This is a genomic window from Parapedobacter flavus, assembly GCF_035818675.1.
GTDB lineage: Bacteria > Bacteroidota > Bacteroidia > Sphingobacteriales > Sphingobacteriaceae > Parapedobacter > Parapedobacter flavus.
In genome coordinates, this window is the sequence record NZ_JAYKZZ010000025.1 from 50,702 (window position 1) to 72,294 (window position 21,593).

Genomic DNA, 21,593 nt, shown 5'->3' on the forward strand with positions numbered 1-21,593 from the left:
CGGCGTCGGTTTTTTAACCATTATATATAGTCTCATTCGGAAAATAGAACGTAGAAGCCTATTGGATGAACGTAAGAAAGACCTAATAGACAATGAGGAGTAAACGGAAACGGAATCCTTTCGCCGATGCGTTTAACGGTATCGTAGCATCCTACCACAGTGAGCGGAATTTACGGATTCATATCGCCTTGGCCCTGGTTGCTATTGTACTGGGTTTATGGCTTGGCCTGAGCGGGACAGAGTGGTGTTGGATTGCGTTGTGTATTACACAGGTCGTTGTTGCCGAGCTGGTCAATACGGCCATCGAAGCGTGGGTCGATACGGTGTCTCCCAATGAGCACCCGCTGGCTAAAAAGGCAAAAGATGCGGCGGCTGGTGCCGTGCTGGTTGCGGCTACCTTTGCCGTTGTGGTGGGTGGAATTATTCTCTTACCGAAGCTCTGGACTTTAGTCGTTGGATAATTATGCTGCACAAGACCCGGGGTATTGTATTGAAATCAACCAATTATTCGGAAAGCAGTGTGGTTACCCAAGTCTTTACCGAGAAGTTCGGTCTGCAATCGTATATGGTCAACGGCGCCCGGAAACCGAAGGCTAAAATCGGCGTTACGATCCTGCAGCCCCTGCATCTACTCGATATGGTCGTATACCATCGCGCAAGCACATCGCTGCAACGTATTTCCGAAGCCCGGCAACGGCCCGCTTTTCAAACCATTCCCTTCGACATGGCTAAAAGTGCCGTCGCGCTGTTTCTGAACGAAGTACTGTATAAATGCCTCCGTCAGCAATCAGCCGACGAACCTTTGTTCAATTACGTGTTCAATGCGGTGTCTTGGCTGGACCATACCAAGAAAATGTCACCCAATTTCCACCTTCTTTTCCTGCTGAAGTTATCGCGCTACCTGGGCTTCCTCCCTGCGCAGCCGAAACCGGGTCAAGTCTTCTTCGATTTGAAAGATGGCGTTTTTTGCAGCCGTCTCCCTGTACATCCGCTGGTACTGGAACAACCCTATACATCGCTGTTTGCGGATCTATTGGCCACTTCATTCGATCGGTTGGACATGCAACGGCTTTCGTTGGCCGACCGTCGATTCCTGCTCGGCAAGATTCTTGAATTCTATCAGTTCCATGTGGATAACTTCGGCGAAATAAAATCACACGACGTGCTGGAGGCCGTACTCAACTAACACGATCCGAAAACAAAAACAGCTTTTAGTTGTTTCGACAATGCATAAATGCATATTTTAACCACCAATTTCCTTACTATGTGGCAAGAACAGAACAACACCCTTTATCGATCGTTTACTTTCAAGGATTTTTCCGAAGCTTTTGCCTTTATGCTTCGGGTAGCCTTATTAGCCGAACAACACAATCACCACCCTACGTGGACCAACACATGGAATAAGGTTGAAATATGGCTTTCCACGCATGACGCCGGTAACGTGGTGACCGAAAAGGACCGGAATCTCGCGCAGGCCATCGATAATGTACGATAATGCAGTCAGGAACGAACCCGATTACCCGCTTTAACCAGGTTTTGCTCTTTATCGTGCTTTTTTTTGGTATTCTCTATTTCGCTAAGCCTTTCCTTATTCCGCTCGCCATCGGTACGATGATGGCGATGTTGTTGGCGCCGCTTTGTCGAAGGCTCGAGCGACTTGACATACCGCGGGGATTGGCGGCCGTGGGGTGTACGCTCTTTGCGCTGGTGCTGCTTTTGGGTATCGGCTACCTGTTGGTCGATCAGATTATTGCACTGGGAAACGACATGCCGCTTATCGGGAAAAAGCTAAACGATATGCTTAACTCGGCGCATGATTTCATATCGGAGCATTTCCAATTGCCCATAGATACCCAAAAAGCATATCTGCAAAACCAGATCGACAGCTTTTCAACCCTTGCCGGCAAATATGTCGGCGATATTTTCCGTTCGATATTATCCTTTATCGTCCACTTGTTAATCATCACAGCTTACACCGTGCTATTGCTTATCTACCGCCGTCGATTCAAAAATTTCGTGCTGGCGCTGGTGGTCCACTATTCCGGGCCCACAAATTTGGAGGAAGCTCGCGGTGTGGTTGATAAGACCACGGACGTGGCCAGCTCGTACTTGACAGGCGTGTGTATCGTCGCCTTGATCTTTTCGGTCATCAATACCATCGGCCTAACCATCATTGGTATTGAAAATGCCCTTTTCTTTGGTGTAATGGTTGCTTTTATCAACATCATACCCTATATCGGCTCGGTAGCGGGTAGCGCCATTGTAGTACTTTATACCCTGATTACGCGCGACTCACTGATTACACCGGCCATTGTAGCCCTATTCTTCATCGTGCTGCAGCAAATAGACAGTTACATCCTTACGCCCAAAATCACCGGAAGCAAGATTCAGTTGAATGCACTGGCTACCATTATGTCCATGTTGCTCGGCAGCTTGGTGTGGGGTGTTGCAGGCATGATCCTATTCGTGCCGTTCCTGGGAGCCGCCAAAGTGGTGTTTGACCATGTCAACTCCCTAAAGCCCTACGGAATCCTGATTGGTAACCGAGAGGCGCACAGCACAAAAAAAAGCCGTCCCGCTTGAAGCGGGACGGCCAAATACAATAAATATAGTGATTGGAAATCCTTAGATTACCTTAACATTTACCGCATTTAGTCCTTTTCTACCTTGTTCAACATCGTAAGAAACATTGTCGTTTTCACGAATTTTGTCGATCAGGCCTGACGAGTGAACGAAGATTTCACTTTCACCCGAGTTAGGAACGATAAAACCAAAACCCTTGGTTTCATTGAAGAATTTTACTACTCCTTCTGCCATTGTATTGAAAAATTAAAAATAATAAAAGCCAAAGGTATATATATTTATTTGTAAGTCAGCCAAAAATAATTACCTTTTAGTAGACGCAAATTCCCAACCTCCCGGTTATAAATCTTTTTTTCCTTATCTTAGCACTTATCGTCCTTTTCATTGTTGTTACCAAAAAGACGGAATATTTTATAAACTAAACGACATGGCTTATCAAACTGCATCGCTGAAAAAACTAGCTGAAGAAAACAGCGGAATAACAAAACTTCCTTTCTCCATCCGTATACTGCTTGAAAATGTATTGCGCAACCACGATAATTTCGCGGTTACCGATGAGCATTTAGACACCCTGATCAACTGGGATCCTTCAGGTACCGATAAGGATATTCCTTTTAAACCCGCACGGGTATTGATGCAGGATTTCACGGGTGTACCCGCCGTCGTGGATATCGCTTCCATCCGTGCAGAAGTGATTCGGAAGGGGGGCGATGGCAGTAAAATCAAACCGGCCATTCCAGTAGACTTGGTCATTGACCACTCCGTACAAGTGGATTATTTCGGCACGAACTATTCGTACCAAAGCAACGTGGAGCTCGAGTATGAGCGCAATGCCGAACGGTACCAATTGCTCAAGTGGGGCCAGCAGGCGCTCACCGACTTCACCGTAGTGCCTCCGGGCATGGGGATATGCCACCAGGTGAACCTCGAGTACCTTGCCAAAGGTGTGATTGTCCGCGATGGGTGGGCTTTTCCCGATACGTTGGTAGGAACGGACTCGCATACCCCGATGGTCAACGGTATTGGCGTAATCGCTTGGGGGGTAGGCGGTATCGAGGCCGAAGCAGCCATGCTCGGTCAACCCATTTATTTCACGTGCCCCCAGGTGGTCGGACTGAAGTTGACGGGGAAAATACCCGCTGGATGCACCGCCACGGATATGGTGCTGACCATTACCAAGTTGCTGCGCGACTATGGTGTTGTTGGAAAATTCGTTGAAGTTTTCGGAGACGCACTCGACCACCTCAGCGTTACCGACCGAGCCACCATTTCGAACATGTCTCCCGAGTTTGGTTGTACCGTAACTTACTTCCCGATTGACGACCAGACTTTGGAATACATGCGTCGAACCAACCGGTCGGAAGAACAAATCAATCTCGTGGAAAACTATTCCAAAGAAAACCTGCTGTGGCGCACGGGTAACGAAGAAATTCAGTATTCACATGTGCTTGAACTCGACCTGGGCACCCTTCAACCTACGGTTTCGGGCCCGAAACGGCCGCAGGACAAAATATTGGTCAAAGATCTGAATACCAAATTTTCACATCTACTGGAGGAGGAATACCAACGCAATTACCTCCCCATTAAAAACCGGCAGGAACACGCTTGGCTATCGGAAGGTGGATCGGGCAGTGAATTCACTTATGAAAACCGCCACAAACCGGAAGAAATCAAAGTCGAAACCGAAGATATCCGGTCCGTCCGGATAAAAATAAAAAACAAGGAATACGTACTTAGTGACGGCAGTATCGCTATTGCTGCTATTACCAGTTGCACGAATACATCCAACCCGGCGGTGATGGTGGGGGCAGGGCTCGTGGCGCGGAAAGCCGTGGCCCGTGGTCTACGCACAAAAACGTGGGTTAAAACCAGCTTGGCCCCGGGTTCAAAAGTGGTAACCAAATACCTGCAACGGGCTAATCTCCTGGAAGATCTGGAAGCACTACGCTTCCATACCGTTGGTTATGGATGCACGTCGTGTATCGGAAACAGCGGACCATTGCCACCGCACATTGCAGAGGCGGTGGATAAAGGCGATCTCGTGGTTGCGTCTGTGCTATCGGGAAACCGGAATTTCGAAGCCCGCGTACACCCGCAGGTAAAGATGAACTTCCTCATGTCGCCTATGCTCGTTGTGGCTTATGCCCTGGTTGGCCGCGTAGACATCGACCTCATCAATGAACCCTTGGATTACGACCCGAACGGCAATCCGGTTTACCTGCGTGATATCTGGCCCACGCAACAAGAGATTATGGATACGATAAACAGCTCCATGCGCGTGGAAGATTTCAAAGCAGTCTACGATGTGATATTCGATGGGGGGGACGATTGGAAACAACTGCTCGCGCCAGAAGGACAGAATTTCGGATGGAATAACGAGTCCACCTATATACAGGAAGTTCCGTTTTTCAAAGATATCAGCGATGAGCCACAGCCTACACAGGATATCAAAGACGCTCGGGTGCTGCTTGCTCTTGGCGACTCCGTTACAACCGATCACATATCACCCGCAGGGTCGTTTAACTCGGATTCCGCTGCCGGCCGTTACCTCGTGTCAAAAGGGGTGGATCCCCGGGGTTTCAATTCCTATGGCTCCCGCCGGGGCAACCATGAAGTCATGATGCGGGGTACCTTTGCAAACGTCCGTATACGGAATAAAATCACCACAAAAGAAGGCGGATATACCACTTACTTCCCCACCGGTGAAACCCTATCGGTATATGATGCGGCAATGAAATACATAGAATCAGACACACCGCTGGTTGTACTTGCGGGAAAGGAGTATGGCAGTGGCTCGTCTAGGGACTGGGCAGCTAAGGGTGCAAGCCTGCTTGGCATCAAAGCCGTCATTGCAGAAAGTTTCGAACGTATCCACCGCAGTAACCTTGTTGGGATGGGCGTATTGCCTTTGGAATACCCCGAAGGGGAAAATGCGGAAACATTGGGCCTGGATGGCACGGAAATATTTTCCATCACCGGTGTTTCGAGCGAGTTGAAACCACATAAACTGATGCAAGTTACGGCTAAGAAAGCCGATGGTCAAGTGGTTACATTCCAGGCACGTGTCCGGTTTGACTCGGCCATCGAGGTGGAATACTATCGCCACGGCGGAATATTGCAGTACGTGCTTCGGGGGTTCTTGAAACAATAACAGGATCCAGCTAAGCTACCGCAATTAACCAAAGGCATTCCAACCCTGCGCTTTGATGGGATGTACTTTGCCTGATTTTGAAATCAGTTCATGGCCTGATGCCTTTTCCGTAATATGGCCAATGATACTGATTTCAGATTGGCTGGACAACTTATCGTAGTGAGATTGGCTCACCGTAAAGAGCAGCTCGTAATCCTCACCACCATTCAGTGCGCAAATGGTCGGATCGAGCGCGAATTCGCGAGCAGTATCGTAAGTCATCTGATCGATAGGAATTTTATCCTCATACAACCGGCATCCTTTTTCCGACGCGTTGCAAATATGCAGGATTTCGGAAGCCAACCCATCCGAGACATCAATCATTGCCGTAGGCTTGATAGCCAACGACGCCAACAGCTGGATGATATCTCTACGAGCCTCCGGTTTGAGCTGCCGCTCCACGATATAATCTTTCCCTTCCAGATCGGGTACGATAGACGGGTTCTCGAGAAAAATCCGCTTTTCGCGTTCCAATAGCTGTAAACCCACGTACGCACCACCCAGGTCGCCCGAAACACAAATCAAGTCGCCTTCTTGGGCCCCGTTCCGGTAAACGATATCTTCCGCTTTTGCATGGCCGATACTGGTTACGCTGATCACCAATCCTTGGGCAGATGTTGATGTATCCCCACCAACCATATCCACCTGGTAATTCTTGCACGCCAATAATGCGCCAGCGTACAACTCCTCGATCGCTTCGAGCGAGAACTTACTGGAGAGGCCAATAGAAAAGGTTACCTGAGTGGCCGTTCCATTCATCGCATAGATGTCGCTGAGATTGACTTGTATAGCCTTATAACCCAAGTGCTTGAACGGTACATACCGTAAATCAAAGTGGATGCCCTCCAACAATAAATCGGTAGATACCAAGGTCTTATCCGTTGAAAAATCCAAAACGGCAGCATCGTCACCGATACCTTTCGTTGTGGTCTTCTCCAAGCATTCAACACTTTTCGTAAGGTGTGCGATCAAACCAAACTCGCCCAGCTGACCGATATTCGTGTGCTCTTTATTATCAAACATACTAAAGTCCTAATTTTGCAGAAATTTCCAACATCCGCTCGATCGGTCGCCGGGCCCGCTCAATTACGTCGGCAGGCAATACGATTTCCGGTTGCTCAAATTTCATGCAGTTGTATAATTTCTCGAGTGTATTGAGCTTCATGTACGGGCAATCGTTGCAGGCACAGGTATTATCAGGGGGCGCGGGAATGAACGTTTTGTGCGGGCTCGCCTTCTGCATCTGATGGATAATTCCGCTCTCGGTAGCCACAATGAACGTACTTGCTTGCTGCTCTCTTGTATATTTCAATAAACCCGATGTAGAACCGATATAATCAGCGGCGTCCAGGATGTGTTTCTCACACTCCGGGTGTGCAATAAATTTCGCCTCAGGATACGCGGCCCGCAATTCGTCGATACGTTCCTGAGAGAAAATTTCGTGTACCATGCAAGCACCATTCCAAAGCACGAGATCACGACCTGTTTTCCGCTGTACATAGTCGCCCAAGTTCTTATCCGGCCCGAAAATAATCTTTTGATCAATCGGCAAGCTGTCCACAATCTGGACGGCATTACTAGACGTGCAGACGATATCACTCAATGCCTTTAATTCGGCTGTGCAGTTCACATACGTAATGGCAATATGGTCAGGATATTGTTCCTTGAATTTTGCAAAAAGGTGGGGTGGGCAGCTATCCGACAACGAGCATCCGGCTTTCAGGTCCGGAAGCAATACCTTTTTTTCCGGCGACAGGATTTTGGCGGTTTCGGCCATAAAATGAACACCAGCAAAGACGATCACATCGGCCTCGGTCTTGGCCGCCTGCTGCGATAGTCCCAAACTGTCGCCAATATAGTCGGCTATATCTTGTATCTCAGACTCCTGATAATAATGGGCAAGAAGAATAGCGTTTTTCTCTTTCTTAAGCCGGTTGATTTCTTCAACCAAATCCAAAGTAGGGTCGATCGGTTCATCGATATACCCTTTGTTGTCTAATTCAGCTAGATATCCGTTCATGACCATACAAAGGTAGCTAAACAAATTGATTTGATTTTCAGTTTCCCACAGCTTCAATAAGTAATAAGTATTTTAAATAAAGTATTTATTATTGTTTGTTAGGGTGTTGGTTTTGTGAGGAAAGTACCAGCTATTTATTTTGTTTTTTGACTATTGTTTATTTCTTAACATGTTCTTAACAGAGAATTATCGTGTTAGTATTGAATTACAATCACTTTAATTTTTTAGGCAACTTCGTATCCACATGTTTTTGTATAGTAATTATTCGGTAGGATTTGTTAATATTGTGGTGTATTTCTAACGATTTCCGGTGTTGGTTTGTGCAGAAAATAGAGTAAGTCGGGAAAAGATGGATTTATCATTTTTATTCAACGAGTAATCGACACGTTATTCACAGGGTTACAGACATAGAACCAAATAGTCAGTTTAGCCGTTTTTGTTTATGCATCAGGTTGATTTTTTAGTTATCGGGTCAGGGATAGCCGGATTGAGTTTTGCCCTAAAGGCAGCGTCACATGGTAAGGTAATGATCATTACCAAATCAAATGAGGACGAATCGAATACGAAATATGCTCAAGGCGGTGTTGCCGTTGTTGTGGATAAGTCCGATTCATTTGAGAAACATATCGCTGATACACTGATAGCTGGAGATGGGTTATGCGATGAAAAGGTTGTGGAAAACGTGGTTAGGGAAGGACCGAAACGGATTCAGGAGATTATAGATTATGGAACCCACTTTGATAAAAAGACTAACGGTGTATACGATTTGGCCCGAGAAGGCGGACATTCCGAACACCGGGTACTCCATTATAAAGACATCACCGGTTTCGAGATCGAACGGGTGTTGCTGGAGAAGGTCCACGAAAACCCGAATATAGAACTACTAACCCATTATTTTGCCGTAGATTTGATTACCCAGCACCATTTAGGGAACTTTGTGGATAGAAGTACGCCCGATGTGACCTGCTACGGTGTGTACGTATTGAATACAGTGGACCATCAAGTAGAACGGATTTTGAGTAAAGTTACTGTGATGGCTTCGGGTGGGGCCGGGCATATTTATTCGAGTACCACGAACCCGGTGATTGCAACCGGCGATGGTATCGCGATGGTATACCGGGCAAAGGGAAAGGTAAGGAATATGGAATTTATGCAGTTTCATCCCACGGCCCTTTATAATCCAGGTGAATATCCTGCATTTTTGATTTCGGAAGCGGTGCGCGGATTCGGTGGTGTGCTCCGCCGTAAAAACGGAGATAAGTTCATGCTGGAGTACGACGAAAGGGCGGATTTGGCTCCGCGCGATATCGTTGCACGGGCCATTGATTCGGAGATGAAAAAATCGGGCGACGAGTTTGTCTTACTCGACATTACCCATCAGAATAAGGCGGATATATTAGCCCATTTTCCGAATATTTATGCTAAATGTTTGTCGATCGGAATTGATTTGGCAAGGGATTATATTCCGGTAACGCCGGCCGCACATTATCTTTGTGGGGGCATTATGGTCGATGAACACGGTCGATCTTCCATTCGTAATCTGTATGCGTGCGGAGAATGTTCTTCAACAGGCCTGCATGGTGCTAATCGGTTGGCATCAAATTCGTTGCTTGAGGCGACCGTATTTGCACACCGTATTTATAGGGATGCATTGACCTCAATGGATCGTTTGGTTTTGCCTACACAAATACCGGATTGGGACGACTCGAATACAGAACTCTCCAACGAGGATATTTTGGTAACCCATAATTTGCGCGAAACGCAGAAGGTGATGAGTGACTATGTCGGCATTGTACGTTCGGATTTCCGGCTGGAACGGGCTATGCGGAGATTGGGCCTGCTATATGATGAAACAGAGAGTTTCTACAAGAATACACGGTTATCGGTAAAACTATGTGAACTTCGGAATGTTATCCAGGTTGCGTATCTGGTTATTAAATCGGCGACGAACCGGAAGGAAAGCCGCGGTTTGCATTATACCACGGATTATCCGCAACGTGCCGATCAGTTGGTCGACACCATTTTTTAGACATATACTACTTGGATTATGCCATTGATTCTTCCCGTGGAAGGGACGTACCCTATTATTGAATCGGATTGTTTCATCGCCGAGAATGCTACGGTGGTTGGCGACGTCGTGTTGGGAAAGCAGTGTTCGGTTTGGTTCAATGCGGTTATCAGGGGTGATGTGAACGCTATTCGGATCGGTACCCATACCAATATCCAAGATGGTGCGGTGATCCACTGTACCTATCGGACAGCACCTACAACCATTGGTAGTTTCGTGAATATTGGGCATAATGCATTGGTACATGGTTGCGAATTAAGGGATAGGATATTGATAGGGATGGGTGCGATTGTAATGGATCATGTGGTCGTGGAAGATTATGTAATCATTGCGGCAGGGGCAGTGGTATTGGAGGGAACCCGCTGTGAAAGCGGGTATCTATATGCGGGGGTTCCTGCCCGTAAGGTGAAACCGATTACGGAAGCCCAACGTGAAATGCTGGATAAGCTTCCCGATCGATACGTGATGTATTCCGGCTGGTTTTCGTAGCGGCTACTCGGGTATCGTGATGATTTCTTCTTGTTCCCAGTTGGTCCTGATGATAAACGTTTTACCCAGATACCAAACCCGTTCGGGTTGTCTGGTTTCGTAAACATCGCCTGTATCCCATTTACCGTTGTTATTTTCGTCGTACACCACCCTGATGGTGTATTTACCGCCGGGAAATTGACGGAATGGGATGTCTGTAGATCCCTTTATGGGGACGCTTCGATGGATGAAGTCCATTTTTTCATTGATAAGCTGGATAAGGTATTGATGGGTGGTATCCGGCACGTTAATTTTCAACACGATATCACCGAAGTCTTCGGTTTCATCCATGGTGAATGTTTTGGTGACGGACTTATTTTGATCAGAGAAATAGCCGACGAAAGCCCCCTCTTCCAAGGTGAGGATATAGTCGCGCTTTGGGCGCCAACTATACCGTAAGAGGTAACGGCGTTGAGCTGCAGTATCTTTAACCAACTGATAGTTGGTTACCGGAACGGAATCCACGAGAAGCGTAATTTTACTACGATCGATCGATTGGACAGGCGAACCGGTGGTGAGCTGGACGTGTTGGATGCGATTAACTTTACTTCCAGAAAGATTGTCTGTGATGATGAAATCGCGGTCGTATTTTTCGTTACGCCCACGACGCATCGTAACGGTATCTATCACCTCGCCACGGTTGCTAAAGCTTACTTTCAGTGAATCAAAGGTGAGATCGCTGACCCATAATGTTGCGGAATCCTTATTGACTGTGTACTCAACCTGTTTATCAGCATCGAGGTTTGATGGATGGATAACCTGTATCGCCGCATCCTCGAGCGGTTTGTTGAAAGCAAACGTAATTCTCCCATTGGGTTCGATTTTCCGATCGAGCAAACGGAAATCGCGCGGTATGCCTTTCGAAACTTCTAAAAGGATCCCCGAAGTGTCTTTGTTGAGCACGATGGAGTCATTGAGGAAACCGATGAGTTCACCTGGAGCATTGTATACCCGATCGTTGTTTTCCTCACGTAATGCATATATGCGATAATTGTCTTCGCGTAAATTCTGTAGCCTGAACGTGCCAGCGGTATCCGTAAGTGTGAAGATATTGGCTTTACGCTTACCGAAAATAGAGTCTTGGCGGGTGGGTATAAGTAAGACTGCGATTTCTTTCTCGGGTAATTTGGTAAATGCATTGATCACTTTTCCAGAAATGGCCAGGGAATCGATGATGTCGCCAGTGGAAAACACATAGCTGTAGTTGAGTAACGGATTGCCTTCGTTGAAATCGCCGATGGCTTTCCCGAAGTTGATCGTATAGGTGGTGTTCTCTTCTAGAGAGTCCGGAAGTGTAATCTCTATATTTTTACGCCTCACCCGGGGATTGATAGGTTGTTCAAGGTCCGGCGATACGCTGATTTCTTTGAATGGGTTGGCAAGCTTGATGAACTCATCGAATTGGATGACAATTTTTTCAGCATCGAAGTTCCGCGTGAGGTTTGGCGGTGTTTCTTCCAGTATCGTGGGGGGAATGGAATCTTTGGGCCCTCCTTGAGGTTGCTGGATGCTTGCACATTGCCAAGCTAGGGAAATAATGACCAAAAAGAAGGGAAGGACAACCCATTTTCCGATAGACCCTGTTTTTAGGCGATTTAAGCGATTTTTATTTTCCGATGTGTCTGTCATTGCAAAAACCGAGAAAGTCTCTTGTGGGTGATTTATGGGGTTCGATTAAAATATGATATAAACAACTGTTAATCAATGAATTAGTTTAAATGAACCATTAAAACGGAAATATCTGACGGCGAAACGCCTGAAATCCGCGATGCTTGGCCCAGCGTCCGTGGTTTTACCTTAATAAGTTTTTCGCGGGCTTCTTTTGATAAGGATATTAAGTTCGAATAGTCGAAATTGGGATTGATTTCCTGATCTTCCATTCGCTTCATTTTATTTACAATTTCTGTTTCCTTGTTGAAATAGCTTTCGTATTTCACTTGGATTTCCGCCTGCTCTATAATTTCGCTGTTGCGGTTCGCCAGCAGCGCTGCGAGTTTGGGGTCCGCTTGCGCTACGTGACCGATATGCACGTGGGGGCGACTAAGAATGTTAAACAAGCGGGTTTTCTGTGTAATCGGACTGGAGTCCAATTTCGATAGGATCGGATTCATTCCCTCGGCTCCGACGGAATTTTTCCGGAGGTAATCAACGATTTGCGCTGCGGACGAAATCTTATTTCTGACCTTTTCCAGACGATCATCGCCAATCATTCCGAGTTCATGTGCTAGGGATGTTAGCCGCACATCTGCATTGTCTTGGCGCAGAAGAAGACGGTGTTCAGCGCGCGAAGTGAACATGCGGTAAGGCTCATCGGTGCCTTTGGTTACCAAATCGTCAATCAAGACACCTATATAGGATTCCGACCGTCTCAAAATGAGTTCGTGTCCGTCGTGGATCCGTTGATGGGCGTTGATTCCGGCGATGAGGCCTTGGCTAGCGGCTTCCTCATACCCTGTAGTACCGTTTATCTGACCTGCAAAAAATAGGTGTTTTACGAGGTGCGTTTCCAAGGTAAGATCCAGCTGTAAAGGAGGAAAAAAGTCATACTCGATGGCATATCCAGGGCGGAACATTTTAGCGTTTTCGAAGCCTGGTATGAGTTGGAGCGCCTGTTGCTGGATGTTTTCGGGAAGGGAAGTGGAAAAACCGTTCACATAAATTTCGACGGTTTTCCAACCTTCTGGCTCCACAAAGATTTGGTGGCGGTCTCGCTCGGCAAAGCGATTGATTTTATCTTCGATGGAAGGGCAATACCGGGGGCCTAGGCCTTGAATCCGTCCGGTAAACATAGGTGATTTTTCAAAGCCTTCCTTCAATTTTTCGTGTACGGCTTCGTTGGTATAGGTAATCCAGCAGCAGCGTTGTTCCGTTGGAAGTTCGACATCGGTGAATGAAAAACGACCCCGTTGCTCGTCGCCCCACTGTTCTTCCATTTTAGTATAGTCGAGACTCCGGCCGTCTACACGGGGCGGTGTACCGGTTTTCATCCGGCCGGATTCGAAACCTAGGTCGACAAGCTGCTCGGTAAGTCCGGTGGCGGCCTTTTCTGCGGTCCTTCCTCCGCCAAACTTTTTTTCGCCGATGTGGATGGTCCCGTTCAGGAAGGTCCCGTTCGTGAGGATGACTGCGTCGGCATCGATACCAATCCCGAGTGAAGTGACAACGCCCGTGGCCCTTCCGTTGGTTACCTGTATCGCCTTTACGGTATCCTGCCAGATATCGATATTGGGCAGGGCTTCCAGTTGTAGGCGCCACTCTTCGGCAAACCGCATACGGTCGTTTTGGGCTCGCGGACTCCACATTGCCGGGCCTTTCGACTGATTAAGCATCCGAAACTGAATGGTGGTTTTATCGGCGATAATGCCGGAATAACCACCCATGGCATCGATTTCCCGCACGATTTGGCCTTTTGCTACGCCGCCCATGGCCGGATTACAGCTCATCTGCCCAATAGTGGCCATATTCATGGTAATCAACAAAACCGAAGAACCCATGTTAGCGGCCGCGGCTGCTGCTTCGCAACCGGCGTGGCCCCCTCCTACTACAATAACGTTATATTTATTAAACATCCGTTTTAAATTCTGTTCCACGTGGAACATTGCGTCTTTTTATGATGTTCCACGTGGAACATGTTATATATATTCACCTAACGCGAGCCAGCGTTCGGTTTTACTGTCGAGTTGTTGGGTCAGTTCATCAATCGCCGCTGCAACGAGCGCGATAGACTGATAATCCGTTTCTTTTCCTAGTTTTTCCGCTTGCTCTGCAATCTGTCTCTCAAGATCAGGAATCTCATTATCTAATGCCTCATACTCCTGTTTTTCGGCGAATGTCAATTTCGCTTTTTTTTCTGGTTTGGAAGGCTTGTTCACTACTTCCGAACGACTGGCTTTCGGTACGGCTTGTTCGGCCTCTTTCTGTTCCGCTTTGAAAGCGGCGTAGTTTCCGTTATAGCGGGTTATCTTACCCGCGCCATCAAATATGAATAGTTGATCCGTAAGCCGGTCCAGCAGGTAACGGTCGTGCGATACCAGCAAAAGAATGCCGGGATAGTTGGCAAGGAAATCTTCCAGTACGTTAAGGGTGTCGATATCGAGGTCGTTCGCCGGTTCGTCCAATATCAGCACATTTGGATTTTGCATCAGCACCCGCATCAGGAGCAATCGCTTGCGCTCCCCCCCACTGAGCTTGCTCACCAGTCCGAACTGCTTTTCTGGCGGGAATAGGAACAACGTAAGCAGCTGCGTTGCCGTCAGTGTGTCGCCATTCGCCATGGTAATGTATTCCGCCACGTTTTTGACCACATCGATGACTCGATCGCCGGGTTCGACCGTCAGGCCGGTTTGGCGGTAGTATCCGATCACAACGGTATCACCAACGGCTATGGCACCCGAGTCGGGAACGATAACGCCAATGACCAGGTTGAGGAATGTACTTTTGCCGGTTCCATTGCGGCCCGCTAAACCGATGCGGTCGCCCTTTTTGAATACATAGGAAAAATCGCGGATAATCGTTTTTCCGTCGTATACCTTGGTCACTTCTTCGAGTTCCACTATTTTTCCACCCAAGCGGCTGACTTTCACACTGAGCTGAACGGAGCCTTGGGCGCCGGCCGTTTGCGTTTTTTCTTTCAGCTCGTGGAATGCGTCTATACGGGCTTTTGATTTCGTACCCCGTGCCTGTGGTTGACGCCGCATCCATTCCAGTTCACGGCGGAGCAGGTTGCGGTTCTTTACCAGTGACATTTCATCGGCTGCGATCCGCTCGGCCCGCTTCTCGAGGTAGTAGCTGTAGTTGCCGGTGTACCGTTGGAGTGAACCGCCTTCCAGCTCGTATATCGACGTGCACACACTATCGAGAAAGTAACGGTCGTGCGTAACGAGCAGAACCGTTTTCTGGCCGGTTACCAACCATTTCTCGAGCCACTCTATGGTTTCAATATCGAGGTGGTTGGTCGGCTCATCGAGGATATATACATCGGGCTCGTCGATGAGCAGTTTCGCCAGGGCCAAACGCTTGCGCTGCCCTCCGGAGAGCGTTCCGATGGGTTGGGAAAGGTCGGTCAATTGGAAACGCGACAAGATACCTTTGATGGTGTGTTCGTATTCCCATGCATTGGCCGCTGTGAGCTGGTCGCTCAGTTTGGCGACCCTATCCGCATCGGCAAGGGGGTCTGAAACCAGTTCTTCATACCGGCGGATGAGTTGCTGCTGTTGATGGTCCGCACTATAAATGAAATCCGATATGGTTGTAAACCGCTCGAAGTCTGGGTTTTGTGGTAGATGACCAACCCGAATGCCCTTTTCCTGCACGACCAGTCCCTCGGAGGGGTCCAGTGAGCCAGAAAGGATGCCGAGCAAGGTAGATTTACCAGCGCCGTTGGCGCCGACCAATGCCGTTCGCTCACCCCGCTGAAGGGCGAAATGGAGATCTTTAAATAGCCACTTGTCGTGGTATGAATGGCCTAACCGCTCGGTCGACAAAATGCTCATATCCGTTTTTTAATATCAGTCCAATAATACGTATGGACGCCCCGTTCCCCTGTTGTAGCCACCCGGCACATGGCTTTCGATACCCACGTCGCTGGAATCGCCCGGTATTTAGACAATGAGCTGACTAACAATGGGTTAATAATTTTAAATATGGTGCCGCCCAATGATTCCATAACCCTTTCTTCCTGTCGGTTACCCGTTAATAGCGAGGGGCGGAACACATGTGTTTGCTCGAAACCCATGCCAATGATGTCCCGTTCGGTTTCTCCCTTCATCCGAAGGTAGAAATTCGCGGAATCCGGATTGGCTCCCACTGCCGAAACCAGTAAAAATGCGGATGCGCCGTTTTGCTTCGTATACCGTGCTGCGTCTACGGGATAGTCATGGTCGATCCGGTAATATTCGTCGAGGTCGGGTGTTTTCTTCCTCGTTGTCCCCACGCAACAGAAGACATGGTCACCGACGAGCATCTCTTGGATGTCGGGCAGCGACCGGTGATCGGCAAGCAACTGGGTCAATTTGGCGTGCCTGATGCCGGTGTCGCGGCGCACAACAGCGGTAACCGCCGCATAAGCCGGACTGTCCAACAGCTCGCGCAGGAGGTGTCCACCGATTAATCCGGTGGCGCCGAACAGAATAGCTGATTGCTGAGTCGCCATAATTCCGGTGCAAAAATACGGAAATATATCGGTTCTGTCGCGGGTTGCTGTTGGTGCGCCCCTCCGGCCGCCAGCCCAAGGAAGCCACCCCGGCACAAAGTAGCTGAGCCGGGCTGAAGGAGTCTCTGTAAATAAACAATGGCAAAACGTATATAAAGTAATAATATTAAATGACATTTATCGTCTTTTAGTCGTCTCCTGTTCGTCTCTTGATCGTCTTTTACACGGTCAATACATCAACCTGCGTATACAAAATGATTGATAACCTGAATTTTGAAACACTGTTAATATAATTTTTTTCATAAATTTATTTGGAGGACGTCTTGGAAGTTTCTACCTTGCTTGTTAATAACGAATTAATAAACCGATGGGAACGATCAAGAAAGGCATCACCGGCCCCTTCCGGGGGAAGGCTGGCGGTGTAATCGGCAGCAGCTGGCGGAAAATAAACTACATCAAGGGCCTTCCACGAAAGAAGGATCGGAAGCCGACGCCTGGCCAAGCGGAAGTCCGACTTAAATTTGCCCTGCTTAACCATTTTCTAGATCTTCTTTCTGAGCTCCTGGAATCGAGTTTCGGACCTCTAACCGCTAGGGCAACTGGTCGGAACGCCGCATTCAGCTACAATTATGACCACGCATTCATCAGCGACGAACAAGGCGTACAGCTGAACTATCCGGAGCTGCGGTTCAGTCACGGCTACCTGGTTACGGCCGGAGATGAGCGCGCTTGGATACAGGGCGACCAACTTTATGCCTCTTGGCATCGGGGCACCTACGGTATGGGTGGCGAGCCGGACGATAGGGCGATCGTTTTGGTTTTCGATGTGGAAACCCGAACATTCGTCCCGGTGACGGCAGCAACGAGGCAGGATGGAATAGCACAGACCCTCGACCGAGGGACAACGCCCAAGCGCTCCACCATGCACGTATGGCTTTTCTTCATCGATAAATCCGGTAAGCGGGCATCGAAAACGGTATACATCCCCATTGCGGACACTACGGAGGAATAACCGATAAAGCATGGAATTTTTCTACGACCGAAGTAAGCCCAAGAAGAAGGCGCAATCCGACGGACGCCTGGCCGTCCAGCAGCGCATGCGGCTGGCCATGGCCTTCCTTCATCCGCTCCGCCCTCTTATTGCGGAGAGCTGGGTGAGTCAGGGCAAGGGCAATAAAAGCAAGGCATTCGGACAGGCGCTGAAGGCGCTGATGCAAAGTGCGGTCCTTGGGCATTACCCCAACCAGCATGTTTCGGCCGACCGTGTACTGATCAGTACGGGTATGCTTCCGGCCGTGAATGTGGATGACGTGGTAGCCGACGGCCATAAGCTGGAAGTTTTCTTCTCCGATGAAGCCACCCCGTTGGCCAGCGGCGCAGACGAGGCGGTACTGGTGGCCTACAGCCCTGAGGCCGGCGTTGCCGGCCGGAATACGGACACATACCTGCGGGAAACCGGGCACATAGCGGTTTTGCTGCCCCCCCAACTGCGGACACAACCGTTTCACGCTTATTTATTCATGCACAATGCCAAAAAAAAGCAATTCAGCAGAAGTATATATCTGGGCTACCTCGGGGCTAGTTTAGCCGATGCGGAACAATCAGATCAAATTTAGGGATATCCACTTCGAAGGTGGTGCCGTCAAGTTCCCGCAACATCTGGTAAGTGCCGCCCATGGTACCCATATCGCTCTTGAGGTTGCAACCGGAAACATATTCATGCCTTTCGCCCGGCTCAATGATGGGCTGCTGGCCGACCACCCCCTCGCCTTCTACCTCGCGACGGGTGCCGTTTGAATCGAAGATATACCAATGCCGGCGCAAAAGCTGCACGCTGTAATCGCCCAGGTTTTCAATAGTAATCCGGTACGCAAACATGAAGTGTTCGTTTTCCGGGTTGGAGTACTCTGGCTGGTACACCGTTTCAACCGAAACCTTTACGCCGTCAGTGATTTGTGTGGCCATGTGTTCAGCAGAATTTTGGGCAAATTAATAAATGTGTTTGAATAAATGAAACAATAGCCATATTATCCGGGGTTGGTTCATATTATTTAAGTACCTTTTTGCTACGTTTGTACATGCATTACGGAACGCTGTACCTTATACCGGTGCCTTTGGCAGACGATGCGGTCTCGGCCTCATTCACGCCCTATCTTAGTGAAACAATCAACGCAATTGACGAGTATATTGTTGAAAACGGAAAGACGGCAAGAAGGTTCCTTAAACAGGCGGGCCTTCGGACCCCGCAAGACAAACTCATTCTGCACGATTATGGTAAACATGCACGGGGAAAAGTAGACTTGACGCCTTTTTTCGCTGGCTTGCTTGCAGGCAAGGATGTGGGGCTGATGAGTGAGGCCGGCTGCCCGGGCGTAGCAGACCCCGGCGCGGACATCGTGGCTGAAGCCCATCGACGGGGGATTAAGGTGACGCCACTGGTGGGTCCCAGTTCAATTATATTGGCGTTGATGGCATCAGGGTTTAGCGGCCAAAGTTTTACGTTCCATGGATACCTTCCCATAGATAAAGGGGATCGCGCCAGGGGAATCGGCCTATTGGAACTAACGGCTATGAGGGATAAGCAAACGCAACTGTTCATCGAAACCCCTTTCCGCAACAACCAGCTGCTGGCCGAGCTACTGCGCGTATGCAAACCACAGACCCGCCTCTGTGTAGCCGTTAACCTCACGGCCGCCGATGAGCAAATTATCAGCCAGCCAATACGCAAATGGCGCGAAGAGAACCACGATTTCCATAAAAGGCCGGCTATTTTTCTGCTTTTCTAACCGTGGAGGCCGTAAGACATACCGACGTCTTGATTATTGGGGCCGGGCCTTCGGGGTTGATGATGGCCGCCCAGCTGCTCCGCTACGGTATACAACCGACCATAATTGATGCGAAATCGGGCCCGGATCGGGAAACGAAAGCGACACTGGTGCACGCCCGGTCAATGGAGCTTTTCAGGCAGCTGGGGCTATCCGATCATCTGCTTGCCAAGGGGCTGTCTCTTTATGCCGTGCAGTTGTTCGGCCGCAAGGCCGAAATCGGCACACTGGATTTTTCACAGCTGCTTGCTACAGACACCGTATTTCCGTTTATCGAGCGGGTTGGGCAGGATAGTATGGAGCGGCTTCTGCTTAATAGGTTAACAGAAAGAGCTTGCCCCGTAGCGTGGGAAACCCGCCTGGATTCACTTAGGCTGGACGACGGCGGAGCTACAGTTACGTTGGTGCACGGCGGTGAACGCCAGGCTTGGCGGTGTGCCTGGCTAATCGGGGCGGATGGTCAGCACAGCTCGGTGCGGGAACAACTTAATATACCGCTCGAAGGCGACGGCCGGGTACGGAACTTTTTTGCGGCTGATGTCGAAACCGACCAAGCGGACGCCCGGAAAATCAAACTTATTTTGTACGATAACGGACCGTTGGCGGTCGTTCCCTCCGGGGTTGCCGACCGCTACCGTATCATTGGCCAGCTGCCCGGGGCACACAACTCACCGCAAGGCAGCACCCTCCGCTATACGGATATAAAAAAGGAAGTGCGTGCTGCATTGGGGGTTGATTTACCGGGGGCGCAGTATTTGCGGATCACGCCATTCAGTTATCGGAAAATGGTTGCAGAGCAAGTGCGCCGCCAGCGGTGCTTCCTGCTCGGCGATGCGGCCCACGGGGTTTTGCCCACCGTAAGCAGAGGTATGAACGAAGGGCTATACGATGCCGCAAACCTGGCCTGGAAGCTGGCTGGTGTGGTGAACGGCCGGATGGCACCAAATGTGCTCGACACGTACCAGCAGGAACGAATGCCTGCGATAAAGGCGGACGGTGGTATTTTTGAGTTGGGAGAAAAGGGCTGGATATGGCGGGGCCTGTTGGACCGGGTAGGCTTGTTGAGACGGATAAGCCGCATCGACACCGACCCAGCTGGTCTGCGGCGGGCATTCGATCGGCTGTCGGGCCTTGACGTGGACTATCGCCGATCGCCGCTTTCCGTACACCATGCTTCGGGGGGACAAATTCAGGCAGGCGACCGCCTTCCATGCCTATCGGTATATGACGAGAAGTCGAAAACACATACCGATTTGCATCGTTGGTGTGAAAAACCGGGTTTCGTTTTGCTGGTGCTGGGCACGATTAGCCATCACCACCTGAACATCATCGGGCAGTGGATGCGGCAGAAATACCCGCGCGAGATGCACCTTTATTACCTCCCCTATTCGGACCGAAACCAGCAGGTGTTTCAGGCGTTCGAGGTGAAAACTTCAAACACTAAAATTGTACTTATCCGACCGGATATGTATATTGCCTACATCAATGACATGCTCAATGTTTCTCTTATCGATACGTACATGGAAGAAATTCTTGGATGGGCGGGTTTTGGCCATTTGCCGGAAAAACATTAACTATGTATCACGATGATGCTAGCATGGATTAGGTTAACGGGTGTACTAAACGAGGGATGGATAAACATGATATAACGTGGACGGAAAGAGCTTTTGCCGACCTTTCGTTGGATGAGCTTTACCAAATCCTGCAATTGCGGCAAGCGGTATTCATCTTGGAGCAGGCATGCGTTTACAGCGACTTGGACGACAAAGACCAGCTTTCACATCATCTTATGGCGTGGGATGGTGGTATTTTGGCGGCTTATACGCGGCTTATCCCCTATGGTATTTCTTATCCCGATGCGATGAGCATAGGGCGTGTGGTGACCGCCGCTGGTTTCCGGGGCAAGGGGCTTGGCGCGGAATTGATGCGGCGGAGCATCGATGCGCTGTACGACCACCACGGGAATAAAACCATAAAGATAAGTGCGCAGCACCATCTTCGTGCTTTTTATAATCGGTTGGGCTTCGAGCAGACAAGCGAGCCCTACATGGATGCCGGTATATTGCACATCGAAATGACCCTTTTACCGTAATCGTGTCATCCTGTTTCAACAAGTCGCGCAATCATTGGGTTTTGTAAGGGAATCGCTGTAATTTAGCACCGATGAAACCCGCCATGACAGCGCCTCGGGAGAAAGGCGATGTAAATGCGGGTTCCATGAGGCCGTT

At 49.2% G+C, this 21,593-nt stretch carries 20 protein-coding genes; 12 read left to right on the top strand and 8 right to left on the bottom strand.

Annotation, left to right across the window (positions count from 1 at the left end; translation table 11 throughout):
• The first annotated feature begins 92 nt into the window (after positions 1 to 92).
• The 4 genes from U9S71_RS18005 (at position 93) to U9S71_RS18020 (ending at position 2,583) form a co-directional block, all read left to right on the top strand.
• The gene (locus tag U9S71_RS18005; RefSeq protein WP_326329097.1) at positions 93 to 461 is read left to right on the top strand and encodes a diacylglycerol kinase family protein; all 369 of its coding nucleotides are present in this window, start codon (positions 93 to 95) and stop codon (positions 459 to 461) included.
• 2 nt (positions 462 to 463) lie between these two features.
• Complete coding sequence (recO, locus tag U9S71_RS18010; RefSeq protein WP_326329098.1) at positions 464 to 1,186, top strand: DNA repair protein RecO; 723 nt, start codon at positions 464 to 466, stop codon at positions 1,184 to 1,186.
• Between the two features lie 78 nt (positions 1,187 to 1,264).
• On the top strand, positions 1,265 to 1,495 hold the full coding sequence (locus U9S71_RS18015; protein WP_326329099.1) for a 4a-hydroxytetrahydrobiopterin dehydratase: 231 nt from the start codon (positions 1,265 to 1,267) through the stop codon (positions 1,493 to 1,495).
• The gene (locus U9S71_RS18020) at positions 1,495 to 2,583 is read left to right on the top strand and encodes an AI-2E family transporter (RefSeq protein ID WP_326329100.1); all 1,089 of its coding nucleotides are present in this window, start codon (positions 1,495 to 1,497) and stop codon (positions 2,581 to 2,583) included. Before U9S71_RS18015 ends, U9S71_RS18020 begins: the two co-directional genes overlap by 1 nt.
• A gap of 42 nt (positions 2,584 to 2,625) precedes the next feature.
• Here the strand turns inward: U9S71_RS18020 and U9S71_RS18025 are convergent, their stop codons facing one another.
• The gene (locus U9S71_RS18025; protein ID WP_090626780.1) at positions 2,626 to 2,817 is read right to left on the bottom strand and encodes a cold-shock protein; all 192 of its coding nucleotides are present in this window, start codon (positions 2,815 to 2,817) and stop codon (positions 2,626 to 2,628) included.
• A 193-nt stretch (positions 2,818 to 3,010) separates the two neighbouring features.
• On the opposite strand from U9S71_RS18025, the gene acnA reads away from it, so the two are divergent.
• Entirely contained in the window at positions 3,011 to 5,734 is a 2,724-nt protein-coding gene (acnA, locus tag U9S71_RS18030) for an aconitate hydratase AcnA (RefSeq protein WP_326329101.1), read from the top strand.
• A 24-nt stretch (positions 5,735 to 5,758) separates the two neighbouring features.
• On the opposite strand, the gene thiL is transcribed toward acnA, so the two are convergent.
• Together thiL and nadA are read right to left on the bottom strand one after the other, a co-directional pair.
• On the bottom strand, positions 5,759 to 6,796 hold the full coding sequence (gene thiL, locus U9S71_RS18035) for a thiamine-phosphate kinase (RefSeq protein WP_326329102.1): 1,038 nt from the start codon (positions 6,794 to 6,796) through the stop codon (positions 5,759 to 5,761).
• 1 nt (position 6,797) lies between these two features.
• Entirely contained in the window at positions 6,798 to 7,793 is a 996-nt protein-coding gene (nadA, locus tag U9S71_RS18040; RefSeq protein WP_326329103.1) for a quinolinate synthase NadA, read from the bottom strand.
• Positions 7,794 to 8,235: 442 nt separating this feature from the next.
• Here nadA and nadB point away from each other — a divergent pair, with 442 nt between their 5' ends.
• Both nadB and U9S71_RS18050 read left to right on the top strand, forming a co-directional pair.
• Positions 8,236 to 9,822 (top strand): L-aspartate oxidase, encoded by a 1,587-nt coding sequence (gene nadB / locus U9S71_RS18045; RefSeq protein WP_326329104.1) that lies wholly within the window; start codon positions 8,236 to 8,238, stop codon positions 9,820 to 9,822.
• A gap of 18 nt (positions 9,823 to 9,840) precedes the next feature.
• Positions 9,841 to 10,350 carry a gamma carbonic anhydrase family protein gene (locus tag U9S71_RS18050; protein ID WP_326329105.1) on the top strand — a complete coding sequence of 170 codons (510 nt, stop codon included), beginning with the start codon at positions 9,841 to 9,843 and terminating at the stop codon, positions 10,348 to 10,350.
• A 3-nt stretch (positions 10,351 to 10,353) separates the two neighbouring features.
• On the opposite strand, the gene U9S71_RS18055 is transcribed toward U9S71_RS18050, so the two are convergent.
• From U9S71_RS18055 to U9S71_RS18070, 4 genes are all read right to left on the bottom strand, one after another.
• Complete coding sequence (locus U9S71_RS18055) at positions 10,354 to 12,018, bottom strand: Ig-like domain-containing protein (RefSeq protein WP_326329106.1); 1,665 nt, start codon at positions 12,016 to 12,018, stop codon at positions 10,354 to 10,356.
• A gap of 80 nt (positions 12,019 to 12,098) precedes the next feature.
• The gene (gene mnmG / locus U9S71_RS18060) at positions 12,099 to 13,958 is read right to left on the bottom strand and encodes a tRNA uridine-5-carboxymethylaminomethyl(34) synthesis enzyme MnmG (protein WP_326329107.1); all 1,860 of its coding nucleotides are present in this window, start codon (positions 13,956 to 13,958) and stop codon (positions 12,099 to 12,101) included.
• Positions 13,959 to 14,021: 63 nt separating this feature from the next.
• Positions 14,022 to 15,881 (bottom strand): ABC-F family ATP-binding cassette domain-containing protein, encoded by a 1,860-nt coding sequence (locus tag U9S71_RS18065; RefSeq protein ID WP_326329108.1) that lies wholly within the window; start codon positions 15,879 to 15,881, stop codon positions 14,022 to 14,024.
• Positions 15,878 to 16,540 (bottom strand): oxidoreductase, encoded by a 663-nt coding sequence (locus U9S71_RS18070; RefSeq protein WP_326329109.1) that lies wholly within the window; start codon positions 16,538 to 16,540, stop codon positions 15,878 to 15,880. The genes U9S71_RS18065 and U9S71_RS18070 overlap by 4 nt, the downstream gene beginning before the upstream one ends.
• Positions 16,541 to 16,907: 367 nt before the next feature.
• On the opposite strand from U9S71_RS18070, the gene U9S71_RS18075 reads away from it, so the two are divergent.
• On the top strand, positions 16,908 to 17,552 hold the full coding sequence (locus U9S71_RS18075) for a DUF6266 family protein (RefSeq protein WP_326329110.1): 645 nt from the start codon (positions 16,908 to 16,910) through the stop codon (positions 17,550 to 17,552).
• A gap of 10 nt (positions 17,553 to 17,562) precedes the next feature.
• Entirely contained in the window at positions 17,563 to 18,156 is a 594-nt protein-coding gene (locus U9S71_RS18080) for a DUF6266 family protein (RefSeq protein ID WP_326329111.1), read from the top strand.
• Here the strand turns inward: U9S71_RS18080 and apaG are convergent.
• Positions 18,119 to 18,505, bottom strand: a complete 387-nt coding sequence (gene apaG / locus U9S71_RS18085; RefSeq protein WP_326329112.1) for a Co2+/Mg2+ efflux facilitator ApaG/CorD — start codon at positions 18,503 to 18,505, stop codon at positions 18,119 to 18,121. The two genes, U9S71_RS18080 and apaG, sit on opposite strands and share 38 nt — an antisense overlap.
• A 113-nt stretch (positions 18,506 to 18,618) precedes the next feature.
• On the opposite strand from apaG, the gene U9S71_RS18090 reads away from it, so the two are divergent.
• The 3 genes from U9S71_RS18090 to U9S71_RS18100 are packed head-to-tail and all read left to right on the top strand — an operon-like array spanning position 18,619 to position 21,457.
• Positions 18,619 to 19,326, top strand: a complete 708-nt coding sequence (locus U9S71_RS18090; protein WP_326329113.1) for an SAM-dependent methyltransferase — start codon at positions 18,619 to 18,621, stop codon at positions 19,324 to 19,326.
• 2 nt (positions 19,327 to 19,328) lie between these two features.
• Positions 19,329 to 20,939, top strand: coding sequence for an FAD-dependent monooxygenase (locus U9S71_RS18095; RefSeq protein WP_326329114.1), 1,611 nt, complete (start codon positions 19,329 to 19,331; stop codon positions 20,937 to 20,939).
• A 56-nt stretch (positions 20,940 to 20,995) separates the two neighbouring features.
• On the top strand, positions 20,996 to 21,457 hold the full coding sequence (locus U9S71_RS18100; RefSeq protein WP_326329115.1) for a GNAT family N-acetyltransferase: 462 nt from the start codon (positions 20,996 to 20,998) through the stop codon (positions 21,455 to 21,457).
• Positions 21,458 to 21,593 lie beyond the last annotated feature (136 nt).